This is a genomic window from Prevotella multiformis (assembly GCF_018127985.1).
GTDB lineage: Bacteria > Bacteroidota > Bacteroidia > Bacteroidales > Bacteroidaceae > Prevotella > Prevotella multiformis.
The window spans coordinates 38,817-55,415 of the sequence record NZ_CP072358.1 but is presented as its reverse complement, the minus strand read 5'-3'; the positions used below and the strand labels follow the sequence as shown (position 1 = coordinate 55,415).

Annotated in this window: 14 protein-coding genes; all 14 read left to right on the top strand. The window is 46.7% G+C overall.

What is annotated here, in order from left to right:
- Positions 1-137 precede the first annotated feature (137 nt).
- The 14 genes from J4864_RS06660 (at position 138) to J4864_RS06595 (ending at position 16,420) form a co-directional block, all read left to right on the top strand.
- Positions 138-335, top strand: a complete 198-nt coding sequence (locus J4864_RS06660) for a helix-turn-helix domain-containing protein (protein ID WP_004378620.1) — start codon at positions 138-140, stop codon at positions 333-335.
- Between the two features lie 117 nt (positions 336-452).
- Positions 453-716: a hypothetical protein gene (locus tag J4864_RS06655; RefSeq protein WP_036868071.1), complete on the top strand. Its 264-nt coding sequence runs from the start codon at positions 453-455 to the stop codon at positions 714-716.
- Positions 717-1,056: 340 nt separating this feature from the next.
- Complete coding sequence (locus tag J4864_RS06650; RefSeq protein ID WP_036868076.1) at positions 1,057-1,458, top strand: hypothetical protein; 402 nt, start codon at positions 1,057-1,059, stop codon at positions 1,456-1,458.
- Position 1,459: 1 nt separating this feature from the next.
- A complete protein-coding gene (dnaG, locus tag J4864_RS06645) occupies positions 1,460-5,419 on the top strand; it encodes a DNA primase (protein WP_211815031.1) in 3,960 nt (1,319 codons plus the stop codon).
- Positions 5,420-6,063: 644 nt separating this feature from the next.
- Positions 6,064-6,591: a hypothetical protein gene (locus J4864_RS06640; RefSeq protein ID WP_036868767.1), complete on the top strand. Its 528-nt coding sequence runs from the start codon at positions 6,064-6,066 to the stop codon at positions 6,589-6,591.
- 458 nt (positions 6,592-7,049) lie between these two features.
- Entirely contained in the window at positions 7,050-8,039 is a 990-nt protein-coding gene (locus J4864_RS06635) for a S49 family peptidase (protein WP_211815030.1), read from the top strand.
- 21 nt (positions 8,040-8,060) lie between these two features.
- Positions 8,061-10,061 (top strand): hypothetical protein, encoded by a 2,001-nt coding sequence (locus J4864_RS06630; protein ID WP_211815029.1) that lies wholly within the window; start codon positions 8,061-8,063, stop codon positions 10,059-10,061.
- Between the two features lie 88 nt (positions 10,062-10,149).
- On the top strand, positions 10,150-11,151 hold the full coding sequence (locus J4864_RS06625; protein ID WP_211815028.1) for a hypothetical protein: 1,002 nt from the start codon (positions 10,150-10,152) through the stop codon (positions 11,149-11,151).
- Between the two features lie 61 nt (positions 11,152-11,212).
- Positions 11,213-11,929 carry a hypothetical protein gene (locus J4864_RS06620; protein WP_246479492.1) on the top strand — a complete coding sequence of 239 codons (717 nt, stop codon included), beginning with the start codon at positions 11,213-11,215 and terminating at the stop codon, positions 11,927-11,929.
- 32 nt (positions 11,930-11,961) lie between these two features.
- Complete coding sequence (locus J4864_RS06615) at positions 11,962-12,378, top strand: hypothetical protein (RefSeq protein ID WP_211815027.1); 417 nt, start codon at positions 11,962-11,964, stop codon at positions 12,376-12,378.
- The gene (locus J4864_RS06610) at positions 12,378-13,703 is read left to right on the top strand and encodes a DNA-methyltransferase (RefSeq protein ID WP_211815026.1); all 1,326 of its coding nucleotides are present in this window, start codon (positions 12,378-12,380) and stop codon (positions 13,701-13,703) included. The genes J4864_RS06615 and J4864_RS06610 overlap by 1 nt, the downstream gene beginning before the upstream one ends.
- Positions 13,691-14,020 carry a hypothetical protein gene (locus J4864_RS06605; protein ID WP_211815025.1) on the top strand — a complete coding sequence of 110 codons (330 nt, stop codon included), beginning with the start codon at positions 13,691-13,693 and terminating at the stop codon, positions 14,018-14,020. Before J4864_RS06610 ends, J4864_RS06605 begins: the two co-directional genes overlap by 13 nt.
- Positions 14,017-14,664, top strand: a complete 648-nt coding sequence (locus J4864_RS06600; RefSeq protein ID WP_211815024.1) for a hypothetical protein — start codon at positions 14,017-14,019, stop codon at positions 14,662-14,664. Before J4864_RS06605 ends, J4864_RS06600 begins: the two co-directional genes overlap by 4 nt.
- Positions 14,657-16,420, top strand: a complete 1,764-nt coding sequence (locus J4864_RS06595) for a hypothetical protein (protein WP_211815023.1) — start codon at positions 14,657-14,659, stop codon at positions 16,418-16,420. Before J4864_RS06600 ends, J4864_RS06595 begins: the two co-directional genes overlap by 8 nt.
- Positions 16,421-16,599: the final 179 nt, after the last annotated feature.

Genomic DNA, 16,599 nt, shown 5'->3' with positions numbered 1-16,599 from the left:
AAAATGGGAGAAATAATCACCCATTTATTTGTTTATATCAAATAAAAGTTGCAACTTTGCGCTACGAAAGAATTTTTGCGCTACGAAAATAACTAAAATTATTGATGTGGCAATGAAAACATTAAAAAAGATTAGAAATGAAATTTACAGAGTACATTAAATCGCTTCCAAATCAGAGGAACGAGGTGATTATGGATTTGACAAAACTGTGTCGTGTGAACGAGAGTACGGTCTACAGATGGCTTCGAGGAGACTTTGTTCCTGATGCTTTGAAAAGAAAGGTTATCTCAGAGTATCTGAATATTCCAGAAAAGGAGCTGTGGCCCAATGCATAGTGAGTGTCAAAGCTGCGAGTTCCATCGCAACTGCATCAATGGGTTGTATTGCCTTAAACTGAAAAAGTATGTTCAATACTCCCTTAAAAAAGAATGTGAAACTAAAACAACAAACTTATGAAGACAAAAGACTTTGAAACAGCTATTGCTGCATTAAATGTAGGTATCGTTATCGATGAGATGAAATTGAGACATTCAGATGTCCGGCAAGTCATTGCACACCAAGGCAGCAAAGGAATCGTATGGGATGAACACGGTCGCGCTTTCACTACCAGTATAGAAAAAGAAGCGTATATCGCACCCAACGAGGATGGTGTATGGGAAAGCGTAAAAGGGTATCCTCTTAATCGAAATAAATTGTATGACCTTAAATTCGATTAACAATGATCAGTATACGAAAGACTATGAAGCTGTCCAAAAGAAAGGCTGGCGCAAAAGAAATCCGTATACGTGGTAATTTCAAAGTAAAACCAGTATTCACCCCTACTTGGCGAAAACGTTGGCGAGAGGGAGTCGCGAAAACATTAAGAAATTTTCTAAAAAATGTTCATTGACAAAGATGGCTGGGGAAATTACTCCATACAAGAACTCACGGATAAAGAGCTTAAACTGCTCCGCACTGCATTACAAACCTATGTCCAGTGCAATTTTGGTCATGTAGACAAAGCTGACCGTCTGCGAATTTGGAAATTTGACAGGGAATTCAATAGTATAATGAAGCATGAAAAGTAATGGCAAAAATAAGCGGTGGACCGCACAAGAGGCTGAGTATATCCAACAAAGCCTTGGCAAGGTCTCGTTTGAGGATATGGCTGCCTACCTTGGTCGCAGCCCGATGTCCGTCAGACTTTTTGTTCTGCGCAGGAGAATGACTCCTGGCCCATTGGTTAAACGCAATTTATTGATGGAGATGCTGAAATTGAAGTTCAGGCATCCCGAAGAATTTACCCCTACAAGGGCTTTTTATAAAGAAACTGGCATAGGGCAACGCCGTTGGTGGGACTTGTACTATGGAAGGAAGTCCATCACGGGAAAGGAATACACCGCAGTGGCGGAATATTTGGGTATAACCATTCAAGAAGCGTTGGAATCACGCCAGTTAGAATTATTTGAGGAAAAATAATATGGTAGATAAGTTATTTATTGAAAAGGTAAAATCGGCTTTGAACATCGTGAATGTGGTCGAGTCCTTTACACACTTGCATAAAGCTGGTGTGAACTATAAAGGAGTCTGTCCGTTCCATGATGATCATACACCGTCTATGGTGGTAAGCCCTTCAAGGCAAACTTACCATTGCTTTGTGTGCGGAGCGAGCGGTGATGTTATCGCATTCGTCCAACACCATCTTAATTTAAGTTTCATCGAAGCTCTGCGATGGTGCGCAACCTTAGCTGGATTGGAGTTCCCACAGAAGGAAATGAGTCCTGAAGAAGAAGCCAAGTACAAGCAAAAGGAAGCACAGCGGATTGCTATCGAGGCAGCAGCCAAGTTCTTCCAAAAGAATCTATCTCAAGCCGAGAGTTTTTTGAATAACCGTGGGTACAAATTAGATGACAAAGCATTGTCCGACTTCGGTGTAGGATATGCCCCTGTAGGCAATGTCGCAATGAACACGCTTACCACAGCTGGGTATTCACTCGACCGATTAAAGGAAGTCGATGTTGTCGGTTCTACTGAAGGTAGGTTCTACGACCGATTCAGAGACCGTGTAATGTTCCCTTTCTATGATATGCAGGGACATATTATCGGTTTTTCAGGACGTATCATTACACCAAGGGAGGGTGTTGGTAAGTACGTGAACACAGGGGAAACACCCCTCTTTACAAAAGGTAAGCACATTTTTGGTCTTTACCAGGCAAGAAAGGCCATCGGCAAAAAAGGCTACGCTTATCTTGTAGAAGGGCAGTTCGATGTTATGTCCCTTCATAAGGTTGGTGTGGAGCACGTAATCGGTGGAAGTGGAACTGCATTTACAGATGACCAGATAAAGCTACTTCTTCGCTTCACGGACTCTATCGTCATGGTCTATGACGCAGACGCAGCAGGTGTCAAGGCTTCGCTGAAGAATTGTGAGCTGCTATTGAAAGCCGGGGCAAAGGTCAAATGTATTCGTCTCCCGAAAGGAACAGACCCCGACGAATTTGCCAAAGCTAATGGAGAAGCGACGCAAGAAAAGTTCAAGGAACTGACAGAACCTTTCCCAAAGGCTCTCAAAAGAATGATGATACCTCACGGCTGCAAGGACGAGACTGTTATTGCCGACTGCCTCAATACGATATGTTCGCTTGTAGCTTGCGTTCAGGACGCAGCTCTGAGATTGGAGTATATCAAGTCCATAGCGGTAGATTTCAAGAGCAAGATCGGCATCATCGATGATAAGGTCAGAGGATTACGTGCCAAGGTAAAGGAAGCATTGCCCCAAACAAAGACACAGTCGGGTATCTTCGGTATTGATGCGCTCAAGGAGAACATTGAAAGCGACCGCCCTGGTATTCTTACCTCGGTTATGCAGGAATTTCTTGACGGTTATGGTGAAGAACCTATCGTCTATGTAGCTGGTCGCCCATCCAGCAACGATATTCAGGAGCTACGCCGTGTCTATTGCTATTTCGCATCGTCAGAGACTGGCTGTAGCATTAACGCAGACGGCGAGGAGAGCGACTATTTAAGCACGCTTGCCGAGATGTTTCGTTCAGGCATCAACATTCAGATGACCTACAACGACTCCACGGGGGCGTTCGTTGATTATTACATCGGGCTGCATGGCAGGTTCTTAGAAACTTTCCAAGGAGATAAAGTCCCCCTCGTCTCTCGGTGTATTGAACTCACATCTTATGCCGAGGATACGGTAATCACGGTAAACCGCAATCACTACTGTTCAAGCCTTAAACTCACCAAGGGACAGTTTGATGAACTGAGAAAACCTTTCGTTTCCAAGCGTAAGGCTGCGATGAAGGTGAGTATGCAAGCGGATAACCTTGACGATGAGGAGTTCGATGTAAACGAGCCTCCTGACTATGTGATGGAGAATGAGGATTACCGAAAGATGTGGAAGGAGTGTGGCTATTATCCTCGTCTGAACAAGAAGAGCGAGCCTGTTTGCTATATGTTTCGGAACAAGAACGGCAACGGCATGACGCAGGTAGCCGACTTCTTTATGACTCCGCTGCTTCACATCTTCTCTGATGACTTCGAACAGAACAAGCGCGTGCTTCGCATCAACCGCCGCTTTTATGACACCCCCATTTACATAGAAATACCTTCCAAGGCAATGCTGAAGATGTCATCGATAGAGGAAGTGCTTATCAATTACGAAGCCGTGAACTTCAATGGCGAGGAATGGCAATGGAAAGCCATCAAGACCTATATGAGCCGACATTTCGTGATGTGTTCAGAGGTCAAGACATACGGCAATCAGCAGAGCGAGGGTATGAGCCGTAAGGCAGACGAACAATTCTTCGCATTCGCCAACGGTATATTCCACAACGTAGAGGGGAAATGGCAGTTTGAGCCAGTCAATGAACTGGGAGTTGTCACACACAACAAGAACAACTACTATCTGCCGGCATTCTCAACGATATATGCCGGCAGTGGAAAGCAATCGGATAAGTACGAGCTTATCAGCCAACTGGTATATAAGGAAGTTCCTGCGGAGAAAAGGGTAACCTTCGAGAAGTGGGCATCGTTGATGGACCATGTCTATAAAATCAACGATAATGGAAAGTGGGCACTTATCTTCGCCATCATGTGCGCCTTTCGAAGCAACATCCACTGCATCGACCGATTGTTCACAGCCCCGTTCTTTATGGGTCCGATGTCTTCAGGTAAGACACAGATTGCCATATCCATTCGGTCTCTCTTCATTTCCCCCAATATTCCCATCTTCAACCTGAATACAGGTACCGACGCTGCCATGGCCACCATTATGGGTATGTTCAAGGATGTCCCGGTAGTGCTTGACGAATACAATAACAAGGACATCAGCGATAATAAGTTCCAGGCATTGAAAGGTATCGTATATGACGGTGATGGAAAGCAGAAGCGTAAGGGTACATCAGGAAGGGAAATAGAAAACGACAAAGTCTTTGCTCCCGTTGTTATCTGCGGACAGGAGACCCCACAGCGTGATGACAATGCCTTAATGAGCCGTGTTATCGTATGCGAAGTACCCAAGCCTCGCAACAGAACACCGGAGGAGGTTCGTATCTTTGAGGAATTGAAAACGATAGAAGACCCAAACAAGGTGGGACTTTCAAACGTGCTGCTTCAGATATTGGAGCTTCGCCCAATGTTTATGGACCACTTTCGCCACCTCAAACAGGAGGCATACAATGAGTTGAAGCAAGATATTATCAACTCTGGAGAAATGGACCGATTGATGAAGACTGCTTCGCTATTTCTCGGCACGGTAAAGTTGATAGAGCAATATTCCAGCCTTCAGCTTCCGTTTACATACGCAGAGTTCTTCAAGATTGCGCAAGAAAAAATCAGATTCCAGCTCTCTCTCATCCGTAGCACAGATAAATTGGCAATGTTCTTCACGGCTGTCAACAATATGATTGACACGAAGCAGGTCATCGAGGGTCGTGAGTTCCTCATCGAGCAGCCAAAGAAGGTTACTGGCAAGGATTCCCGAGGCGACCAGCATACATTCACGTTCGAGCCTGACACGAACATCATGTTCATCCGTCTCAGTTCGGTATTCAGCATCTTCGACCGCAGCGGATATAATAGTGAGGGCAGCACGCTGTCTACCATCGAGCAGAACCTACGCAGCCACCCCTCATACATCGGCACTGTCCCCTCACGTAGATTCACATGGGAGGAGAGCATTGAGATAGCAAGGGCTGATGATCAGGAGACAATGGTTAAGGTGATGAAGCCGAAGAGTACATCTACAAGTGCCATCATCATTGACTATGACAAGTTCAGAGAATTATATAATATTGATTTCAGGCGTACATTTGCGCCCGAACCTGAACCCGAAGTAAAGAAAGAAGAGAATGTGCGGACAAATACACATACAACAACCACACAAGACCTCCCTTTCCCTCCTTCAGACGGTGATAATAGACCATTCTAACATATTAAAACGAGGTTGATAAAATATACTAAAACAAGTATGTAATCCCCCAATTTAACTATGTAAAGGTACTAAAAAAAGCCGATATTACCAAAGAAAAACCATATTATTTCCAGCCCAAAATAGGCTATAATTTTCCTCAATTGAGCCGTGCCAGTTCGGATGAATAGGTACGGCTTATTTCATTTCTACACCTCACGAAATCGGCGCAAATTCCCCCGTACCCCCTAAAATTTCAAGAAAACAAGGAAAACACGAGTTTTGAAAAATAATTTTCAGAAAAACACCGTCCTACAATCCTACAATCCTACAAATCAAATTATTTTCAAACCTATAATCTTATATATATCTTTATAAATCAAATAGTTATGTGTTATTATTAGTATGTAGGTTAGATTGATTCTGTTTGTAGGTTTGTAGGACGATGTAGGAAATAGGTTTTCTGCTGTTTTTCTCCATTTCAATTTCCACATCCTACAAAATATATCCTTTTGTAGGTTTGTAGGAATATACATTTGAGTGGTATAATAAAATATTTGAGTGATAATTCTTGGTTATCACACTGATTATCAGTACCTTTGTATTATTGAATCTTATTTTGTAGGAATGTAGGACAGTAGGAACATAAAAAACTAAAAACGCACATGGAAAAAGAAAAATGGGCTTCAAAAAAAATTGCGACCATCAAAATCGAACCATACCTTGCAGAGTATGTCATTGGAAAATACGGTACTGAGCATAAACACGGCACAGTAAAAATTCCACATACGACAGACCTGTATCACTGCATATGGGAGAATATGTCACGCCGGCATTCCAATCAGCCTGAAGTTGTTGCTGGAAACCTTCGTATCCTCCTGCCTGTTCGCAGATCCGGCACAGCTGGCAGCCCTTGGAAAGACCCTGCTTATTACAACTACCTCTCCGTGGCCGCAGCTAAGGAGATAGAGACGCAGATACGACGAATGTTCAATTTTGAACTGCACCGTGTTCTGTTGGAGAACGAGGAGTTCGGTAGGCAGCGTAGGAACCTTGATGTCATCTACGATTTCATTCACACCTATCAGCTGAAGTCTATCTCCTCAGATGCGCTCTTGAAGAATTATTATCGTTTCCGAAACCGCCTCAGACCTAAGAAGGTGCGCAAGTACCAAAAAGTTGCATCCAATTAAAGTTTTTTAATACAGACCGAACTATTGTTTTTGTCATTCAAATATCGCAGACTATGTTAGAGTTCTTAAATGCCGTTCAAGTGCGTCTTGTTAATCCGGATAAACACGGAAAGAAAAATGTGTATGATTTTGTCGCAGACACTTTCTCCTATATACCACAACTTACTGACAATGATGCCGGTAATTATTGGAACTGTGATAAGACCTTAGTGATAGACCTCCCCGACGAGGAGGTTCGCAGGGTATTCTCTGTTGAACGAAGTGCCATTGTTACAATCAAGACATCAGATAGGAAAACTCATCTTATAGGCACTTCCGATATTCCTGCACGAGTTCAGATTTCCTCTAATCTCACCTCTGCCAACCTCGTTATAAAGTGCAAAATGCTTACAGACCCTCTTTTGTAGGTCTTTTGCCTACACCTTATTATATGGTAAATTCGCATCAAAAATAAGTTGATGAACGAATTACAGAACCTACTTGTATCAGGTAAGCCACTATGGATAACGGTAGATGGCTTCCGTCAAGCCATGCTCTCCGTTTTTCCTCTGCATGGGAAAATTGACGATAAGGCAGACCCGAAGTCTGCACTTGGCTTTTCTAAAGCCGAGATAGAGACCTATTTGAAAAACCACACTTGGTATCAGTTTGAAACCCATACTGCCCTTCAGGAACTCATCAAGGTGCTTGCACAGGAAGAGGGGTCTGCTGTAACGCTTACCGATGAGTTCGACGATGAGCAGCTCCCCGATAACTCTATTGCCTACCACCGTGTGTTCGGCACAGTGATGGCAGAGAGTTATTGGTGGTTTTCTTCCAAGCAACTCGAAGCCGACCTCATCGCAGCTGAAGCCAACCCGCAGATTTCTTGTCACTTCCTCCACATCAACTCGCCTGGTGGCGAGGCGTGGTATCTTGACCGCCTGAGCGAAACGCTCCGCAACTGTCAAAAGCCAATCCTTACCTTCTATGAGAAGATGTGCTGTTCGGCAGGATACTACATTGGTTGTCATGGTAACCGTATCTATGCGCTGACGGAGAACGATTACGCAGGTTGCATAGGCACGATGTGTAGCTTCTATGACTTCGAGGAGTACTTTGCCAAACTCGGTATCAAGAAAGTAGAAGCCAAGGCTACCAACTCCGACCTCAAGAATAAGACCTTCGATGACCTCCGTCACGGAAAGGATGAAGCCTTCGTTCAGAATATTCTCAACCCTCTCAATGCCCAGTTCCTCGCAGAGGTAAGGGGACAGCGTAAGTTGCTGGCAGAGCTGCCCGACGATGCCCCTGTGCTTCGTGGCGAGACTTTCTACACACCACAGGCCGTGGAGATAGGGCTTGCCGATGGTAGCAAAACTATGGTTGAAGCCGTGGCCGAAGCAATGACAATGGGAAGCGAGTATTCCAACGCCAACAAATTGAAGACTGCCATATACAATATTTAATTCTTTAGTTTTTAGTTTATTATGAATTTCAAAGAAAAGTTGAAAAGCGTTCTTGACCTCTTGCAGCTCGGCAAGAAGTTCGAGGACAAGACTCTTTCTCAAGAGGAGTTCAATTCTATTGTGGCTGAATACCAGAAGAAGTATCAGACCACTCTGAATGATGACCTTGCTGCGGAACAGGCAGCCAAGCAGACCGCAAAGCAGGCTGCCGAGTTCCAGCAGATGCTCAACACCATTCAGTCTGTTATCAAGGGAGTGGATCCTGCGTCTAATGAAGGCGAGGCTCCTGAAGGTGAGCAGCCACAAAACAATGCCACTCTTGAAGGTATCCTTGAGTCGCTCAATGGTATGCGTTCCGATTTCAGAGCTCTTGCGAAGAAACCTGAAGAGGACAAACCTGCACAGACCATTACGGTTTCTCCTGTTAGTATCAATGGTTTTGGCAACACGCCAAAGTATCTCTTCGGTGTGGAACACCCAATGTTCTCGATGCAGGATCGCTGGAATAAGATTGCCGCCAATCCTCGTGCTGCCGCAGCCTTGCCTGAAGTAGACGAACAGGTAGACGGTGTTGCCTTCTACAAAGCTGCCTATGGCTTTGCCAAGTCGCTCAAGGCTCGTTATCAGTATCTTCAGGAGAATAAGTTGCTCGACGCTCCTGCATTGGCTGCTGGTAAGTATGCCACCAACTATGAGGGTGTGGACAAGGCTGGTGTCGGCGACCAGTTCATAGTTCTTCGTCAGGACGCACTCATCGCTCGTGTGCTCCAGCTCCGTGATATGACCCAGTACTTCCCAGTGGCCTACGGCTATCAGGATAGAGGTCTTGTCTTCAACGCCTTCTTTGACGAGGTTTCACAGGCTTATCAGACCGGTGAAGTATTCAAGGGCGGCATGAAGATCGAGAACCACATGGGCTACGTTGATGATGCCATGATCAAGATGGAATGGGGACCAATGAAGGAATTGGAACGCAAGTACATCGGCTATCTCAATAAGGAAGGCTCCGACCCTATCAAGTGGACAATGATTGAGTATCAGTTGCTCAACACCCTCACCACTGCGCAGGTGGAGCAGAACAAACGCCGTATGCGTGGTATCTACGTGAAGCCAGAGGCTGGTGTGGCTGGTTCTTATCTCAACGCTGGTACAGGTATCCTCTATACCTTGTTGCGCTACGTGCATCAGTACGACATCAAGCCACACGTGGACGAGGACTACCGCAGCTACACACAGGCAACGATGTTGGCTGCCGTTCAGGAGTTCCTTGCCGATGTCCGCAGCACCGTTACCGAGGATATGGATATCGACCAGCACGTTATCTACCTCAACAAGAACCATCAGGGCTGGTGGATTAAGAATGTCCGCACTACCTATGGTAAGGATACCGACTTCACGGGTCCGATGGGTGCGCTCAACGTAGTGCCTGACACCACCACGCATATCATTTGGTTGCCTTACCTCGGCCAACTCCCATTCATGATGTTGCATCAGCCCGGTAACCTCCAGTTCTTGGAGTACATTCCTGGAGAGATGCTCGCCATGAAGATGCAGGAGCAGATGGAGCAGGTGCGCGCTTGGAGTACTTGGAAGGAAGGCTGTTCGGCTTCATTCACAGGTCGTCGCTTCGATAGCCGTGATGCTATGGATAAGAACGCCTACGAATGGCAGCAGATTTTCATCAACCTCTTCGCTGCAACCATCAAGGATAAGGTGGACGGCAATGATGGTTTTTGGCAGGTTACAGGTGCAACCACCACCGCCGACACCATTACCGACATCGTCAATGCCAAGAATGGTGTGGCCTACTGCATCGAGGCTGGCGTGAAGGAGCATCTTCCAAAAATTGCTAAGTCTGGTAAGTTTGCCAATATCTCGGATGCCTTCACGGCTTCGAAGGTAGGCGACTACATTATGGTTATCATCGGCAACGATGGCAACTTCCGTGAGCTGGAGCGTTGCGTAGGTGGCAAGCGCACCATCAACAAGGAGTTGCAGCCTAATGTTCCGGGCGGACGATAAACCTCGGCCATTTTTTAGTTGTTAGTTAAATGATAGTTGAACGCAGGGAGCCAGCTTTAGGGCTGCTCCCTGCAAAACAAAAAGAACAATGATTAGAAATAAAATTCAAAAACGCCACCGTGCGTACAATCCTCTGAAGGGATTTAATTACGCCAACCGTCAGGCTCGCAATATGTTCATGGTTACGTTTGCAGTCTTTGGAGTGGTTTTGTTGCTGGGTGCATTGATTGACCATTCATTTGGTGCAGCAGCAGGTTCTGGACTCTCTCTTGCGTCTATGGCCATGCTCGGGCATATCGACGATGTGTCCGACCGTGATACCCACGGTAGCGACATCTCCTACATCGTCTATCTCGTTGCTATTGACCAGATCGACCGCACCAAGGAGTTCCCACAGCCCAACGCACAGCGTGAGGTGGCACCCATTCCGTTGAAGAAGGGAGAGATACCGCACTACTTCGAGGCACACGACATTCCTACATTCACAGGAACAACCGAGAAAGGCGACATCACCACCACGGGCGAAAACCAGTTTGTTATCATCATGGGTGGCGCACGAGTTCCGCTCTACAACTTCATCGAGGAGTATGGTGGTGGCAAGTTCATTATCTTCTTCAAACACATCAAGTCGAAGGAATGGTATATCATCGGCGAGTTGGAACGCCCTATCATCCTCTCTAACACAGAGACCAAGGACGATAAGGACGGCCGTTACACCACCTTTACCTTCAAGCGTTCTTCAGTAGACTTACCGCTGATTTACACAGGCAACCCTGCTATGAACGCATCGACGGAGGTGTCGGCAGGTGCTACGGAGATAGCCATCACGGCATCTTCCAACACCTATAAGATTGCCAACGGCACAGGCTCGGCAGCGGTTATCGTAACCGTCTCTGGTCTTACTGCCGCCGATAAGGGTCGCTACATCACCCTCGTTGGTGCAGGAACCGATAAGCCAGCCACTGTTACCGACGGTACGACCTTCGTGCTGGAGAACGGTGCCACATGGACGGCGAAGGAAGGTGCAACCCTTACCCTGCGCATCCTTGATACCACGACCTTAATCGAAGTATCTCGTACCGAAGTATAATCTTCAGGAGTTAGAGGGGCTAATTGCTTTAACTCCTCTAACTCCTTTAATTCCTTTAATTATGTATAGTGTAAAAGAGAAACTCAACCATTTTCGCCAGTTGTCAAGCCCCTCGGTTGCCGAGGCCGACCTTGCGCTATTGAAGGATAAGTCTCCAGGCAACAGCAACCTCATTCGCTACGGTCTTGCCCCAAGCAAGAACGCCGAGGACATTCTGTTCGATTTGCTCGATGTTGTTACGCACGACGAGATTGTTCGCAATCGCCGTGAATTCCTTGCAGCACAGGAAGCCGAGGAAAAAACAGACAATATCCCTGATGGCAATGAGAACCCTAACCCTGATGGCGAAAAGAATCCTGAAGATGAGAAGGATGAGATTCCAGTTGCCCTTGGCGAGAAGCAAGAGGACGAAACTCCAAAGGATGACGGCAATCCTGCTGATGAGAAGTCTACCGATGAAACTCCTGCACCTGAAGCCGAGGAAGTGGAACAACCCAAAGAGGAGACTCCCACAGAAACGACCGAGGAAGCGGAGCAGGTAACGGTTCCTGAAGAAGCTCCAGCAACAGAAGCTGAAGAGGTGGAACAGCCCAAAGAGGCAGCAACCACAGAAGCAGCTGAAGAGGTGGAACAGCCCAAAGAGGCAGCAACCACAGAAGCAGCTGAAGAGGTGGAACAGCCCAAAGAGGCAGCAACCACAGAAGCAGCTGAAGAAGTGGAACAGTCGGCAACTGAAAAAAAAAGTACCTCACCAAAGAAGAAGAGTACCCAAAAGTAGACTGGACTAATCTTCTCGATGCCGACGTGCAGATGGCAACCGTTATCTACAACGACCGCATCAACACTTGGCGACAGATGAAGCAGCTCGACGAAGTGCTTGATAAGAATCCCACAGCCCAAGCCGTAGCTGATATGGCAGAGCTAAGGATCAGAAACAATCAGGCTTTCGCCGAGCTGCAATCGTTCAATGATACTGGCAAGTTTCTCTGTAAGCACCCCATACTCTTCGGACGCTCAGAGATTGCCCAGCTCATCAAGTTGCTCCGCTCAGACCCTGCAGAGTTCCTCCGTCAGCATAAGAATGTCCTCGACAATATCAAGCGTTATCGCTCCTATCTCAAGCGCAGCGACAGAAAGGATAAACGCACTGCCGACCGTAAGAACCTCGAACGTCACCAGGAAAGGGAGCGACTTTTCAAAATGGTTCTTGAACAACAAAATAAATAATGACAATGGAAAATAGTATAAAAGTTTTTAATTTGGGTGGTCTTCCAACTGCCCCGCTGGACTCTTTTATCGAACTTCAGGAAGATTTCAAAAAGCCTGATGCAGACAAATTATCGAAGTTACAGATGCTCATCATCACTCGTGGCTTCAAGTATTCATTCAAAGTGTGGAAAGATCCTGATGGCAAACTGTGGATTATCGATGCGCACCAAAGAAGAAAGGCTCTCCTTGGGCTTCGCTCCTATGGATTCAAGATTCCCGAGATTCCCTATGAGGAAATACAGGCTTCTAACAAGAAAGAAGCTGTAGAGGAAATTGCTGCATATAACTCAGAGTTTGCGCAGAAAAATCCCGATACCCTTTTATTCACAAAATATAATATTAGCGGTGATGATCTTGCCAAATTCAATCTTGGCTATGAAGTTAAGCAAAACGATTTCTCTGTCGGAACAGATAAGTTGTTTGCCACAGAGAATGATACAGCAGAGATACAAGAAGATGCCGTTGATACCCTTCCACAAGAGGATAGTGATGTCTTTGCTCGCCCAGGCGATGTATTCAGACTCGGTAACAACAGGTTGATGTGTGGGGATTGTCGCTCGAAGAAGGATATTGCTACACTTATGAATGGTCGAGTTGCCGATATGATTCTCACAGACCCTCCTTATAATGTCAATTATGAAGGTGGAGGAGACAATAAACTAACCATTCAGAACGACTCTATGGAGAATGATTTGTTTCTCCGCTTCTTGCAGTCTGTATTCAACGTGATGTTTTCCATTGTTAAAGCTGGAGGTTCCTTCTATGTTTTCCACGCAGACTCTGAAGGAGAGAACTTCCGCAGAGCCATTCGGGAAGCTGGATTCAAGATAGCACAATGCTGCATTTGGGTCAAGGACTCCCTTGTAATGGGACGTCAGGACTACCAATGGCAGCACGAACCATGCCTATACGGTTGGAAGCCTGGGGCTGCACATTTTTGGAACTCTGACAGAAAGCAGACAACCATTTGGAATTTTGATAAGCCAAAAGCCAACCGAATTCATCCAACAATGAAGCCTATTGCGCTGATGGCATACCCAATTACCAACAGTACCAAGAATGGCGATATTGTTGTTGATGTGTTCTCAGGGTCGGGTTCTACAATTATGGCGTGCCAACAGACCGACCGCATCGGCTATGGAATGGAAATAGACCCTAAATACGTGTCTGCTACTGTACGAAGATACATGGCAATGTTTCCCCAACAACCAGTTCTGTTGGAGAGGGATGGCAATGTCTTATCAGAGGATGACACCAAAAAGATAATTCAATGTCGGAATTAGCACAGAATGAAATTCTCTCAGATGAGTATATCAATCAAGTCAGAACGTTCGGAGCATTGAATTATACCCCCGAACGTATCTGCCAGCTACTCGGTCTGAGGAAAACTAAGCGTATAGCCTTGCTGTATCGTATAGCTATGCCCGGTGATGTGTATTGTGAGGCATACCAACAAGGGCTTGCGCTTGGCGAATATAACATTGACGCAGAGCTTGCCAAGAAAGCGGAGAAAGGAGACAACGACTCCATTACCTTACTTGAGGAACGTAAGAATGAGCGTGCCGAAAAAGACCTGCGTATGAAACTCTTTGGAATATGAAAAGTGAAATTGAGAAGTTAGACTCCATACACCCTGACCTTATATCCGCATTCTTGACGAATGGGGACTGCGAGGGTATTCCACAGGAAATAAAGTTGTTCTTACAGCAACTACAATGGTCTGCGGAGATATTCGAGCATGAGCGTAACATTACAAGAGCTGCCAAAAAGCTGAAGCTCCGTATCAATGCAGAGCAACGACTAAAGATAGAGGAACGCACCTGTATGGCGAGAATCTATCAGGCTATCAACTACTTTCAGGTGGATTGTAATGTCCCCATTAAAGTTTGGGAAAGCAACTTTGCCAACAAGTATGAGGATCTTGCTAAACTCTGTGCCCTCAATCGCGACTACAAGGGTATGAAGTCATGCTATGACGCTGCTTTGGAATGTCGTCGTAGGTCTTCAGAGATAGCAGAGGCAGACAGGGATTTAGGAGTTCTCTTCTTAATTTCTCCTGAACTAACCCCCGAGGAACTTGGCTTCTCGAAGAAGAACCTCAAGGAGATTGCAGCCAAGCACAACCAAGGATTTTATGTTACACTCATCGACTCCCTGCCCATCGAGAACAAGGAGAAGAAGCGTCTGCTGCGTGATGCCGATATTCAGGATGCCGAAATAGTGGAGGAACTGCCCAATGACTGATATGCAACCAACCGAGAACCCTACGCTCGACTTCGAGCATTATTATATGAACCACGTGCAGCTATTGGCGAACATCATCGACCCCAATATGCTCTATGCCGAGTGGGCGCGTGCCACGGGTAAGACCGAGGGTGTGATTGTGCCACGGCTCATCCGTGTGGCGAACGATATGCCGGGCGAGCTGTCGTTCCTGGTACACAAGACCTACGTTGCCCTGATGACCAACGTATGGCCTAACATTCAGGCATCGTTCTCTCGTCCCGTCATGGTAAACGGTAAGCAGAGGGCAATGCTGGAGTATGGCATCGACTATGTGGTGGGCGAGTCAAAGCTGCCCTCCCACTTCCGCCGTCCCCGTTACCCCATAGCCTACGCCAAACACTCCGTTATCTTCCGCAACGGAGCACACTTGCAGCTCGTGTCTTCCGACCAGCCCGAGAGTGTGGCAGGTCGTAACGCCGTACACGCCTTCGTGGAGGAGATGAAGCACAACAGCGGCGAGAAGCTGAAGTCGCGCCTGTTCCCATCGCTCCGTGGTGGCTCGGCAGAGATTAGACGGTCGGCATATTACGAAGGTGTTACCGGTGTGAGTGATACGGCCCGTGTCGATTTGGGTGAGGACGATTGGTTTGAGGAATACGAGAACAAGATGGACCGCCAGCTCATCGAGGAGATAGCCTCGGTGTCGCTTTCCATCAACCAGTCGCTATACAAGCAGTTCACCCTTCAGCAAGAGCTGCGAAACACCAAGAACCCCGTCGTTATGGAGAAGATACGCTTGGAGAGCGAGCGGCTCAATGCCTTTGTGGCACGCTGGAAGCCTCGCCTTGCCGATATGCGCCGTAACGCCATCTACTATATCCGTGCCTCTTCGTTCTGCAATAAGGACATTCTCGGTCCCAAGTTCTTTAAAACCCAGCTCGACACGCTCGATATGGACGAGTTTCTCACGGCTATCTGCGCCATTCGACACAAGGAAGTAACCAATAAGTTCTTCACTACCTACGACCACGAGCGGCATCAGTTCAAGGACAGCTATATCTACGACCAGATACTGAAATTCGACCTCAAAGACCAGTTCCTGCTCACGGCACGCTACCTGCGCCACTACGATAAGCGAGAACCGCTCTATATGGGCTACGACCCGGGCAACTTCCAGTCGCTCATCGTGGGACAGAAGAAAGACTATGGTAACCGTTTTGACATCATCAAGGAGTTTTGGGCGTACATTCCCGACGACCAGCAGCAACTTGCGCAGCAGGTGTACTCGTTCTTCGGCACGGATGCCGTGAACAAGGTTATCCACCTCTACCCCGACCGTGCCGGCAACAAGACACGTGAGGAACTGGAGCAGATAACCACCGACTCGCTCACGATGAAGGCAGCCTTGGAGAGTTACGGCTTCTCGGTTATCCTTTACAACGACGGTGCGCCCACCATCTACCACTGGCAGCAGTTCCGCCTGTGCCAGTTGCTCTTTGGCGAGAAACTTGCCTTGCTCCCAAAGGTGCGCATCGATGAGAACGAGTGCCCTAACCTGTGCAGTGCCATTCTTATCAGCCCGCTCAAGAAAACCAACGGCAAAATAGAGCTTGACAAAGCCTCGGAGAGAAAGGAGGAATTGAAGCGGCGACCAGGGCTAACGACGCAGCTCCCAAGTGCAATGATTTACCTGCTTTATGGTCTTTATTCCGACCTTATCAAGAAGGAATTAAGCAGTTATCCCGATGATTTACCCGAAAACATAGCCATTTAAGCCCCAATAATGTAGCAAAAGCAACATAAAAAGTTGGCAAAAACAGGCAATAACGAGGGCTATTTACATAGGTCAAAAAGTTACTTTGTTGAAAATCAACGGTTTGCGTTCTGAAAATCAAAAACGAAAATAAACAAACGGCGTTTATCAGCACGCACCGCTGATTTTGGATATTGAGG

What these genes read in the sequence shown, in the direction of transcription:
- J4864_RS06605 (WP_211815025.1), top strand. Translation starts at nt 13,691, where the DNA reads ATGTCGGAATTAGCACAGAATGAAATTCTCTCAGATGAGTATATCAAT.
- J4864_RS06650 (WP_036868076.1), top strand. Translation starts at nt 1,057, where the DNA reads ATGAAAAGTAATGGCAAAAATAAGCGGTGGACCGCACAAGAGGCTGAG.
- J4864_RS06615 (WP_211815027.1), top strand. Translation starts at nt 11,962, where the DNA reads ATGGCAACCGTTATCTACAACGACCGCATCAACACTTGGCGACAGATG.
- J4864_RS06655 (WP_036868071.1), top strand. Translation starts at nt 453, where the DNA reads ATGAAGACAAAAGACTTTGAAACAGCTATTGCTGCATTAAATGTAGGT.
- J4864_RS06610 (WP_211815026.1), top strand. Translation starts at nt 12,378, where the DNA reads ATGACAATGGAAAATAGTATAAAAGTTTTTAATTTGGGTGGTCTTCCA.
- J4864_RS06600 (WP_211815024.1), top strand. Translation starts at nt 14,017, where the DNA reads ATGAAAAGTGAAATTGAGAAGTTAGACTCCATACACCCTGACCTTATA.
- J4864_RS06635 (WP_211815030.1), top strand. Translation starts at nt 7,050, where the DNA reads ATGAACGAATTACAGAACCTACTTGTATCAGGTAAGCCACTATGGATA.
- J4864_RS06640 (WP_036868767.1), top strand. Translation starts at nt 6,064, where the DNA reads ATGGAAAAAGAAAAATGGGCTTCAAAAAAAATTGCGACCATCAAAATC.
- J4864_RS06620 (WP_246479492.1), top strand. Translation starts at nt 11,213, where the DNA reads ATGTATAGTGTAAAAGAGAAACTCAACCATTTTCGCCAGTTGTCAAGC.
- J4864_RS06595 (WP_211815023.1), top strand. Translation starts at nt 14,657, where the DNA reads ATGACTGATATGCAACCAACCGAGAACCCTACGCTCGACTTCGAGCAT.
- J4864_RS06660 (WP_004378620.1), top strand. Translation starts at nt 138, where the DNA reads ATGAAATTTACAGAGTACATTAAATCGCTTCCAAATCAGAGGAACGAG.
- J4864_RS06630 (WP_211815029.1), top strand. Translation starts at nt 8,061, where the DNA reads ATGAATTTCAAAGAAAAGTTGAAAAGCGTTCTTGACCTCTTGCAGCTC.
- J4864_RS06625 (WP_211815028.1), top strand. Translation starts at nt 10,150, where the DNA reads ATGATTAGAAATAAAATTCAAAAACGCCACCGTGCGTACAATCCTCTG.
- dnaG (WP_211815031.1), top strand. Translation starts at nt 1,460, where the DNA reads ATGGTAGATAAGTTATTTATTGAAAAGGTAAAATCGGCTTTGAACATC.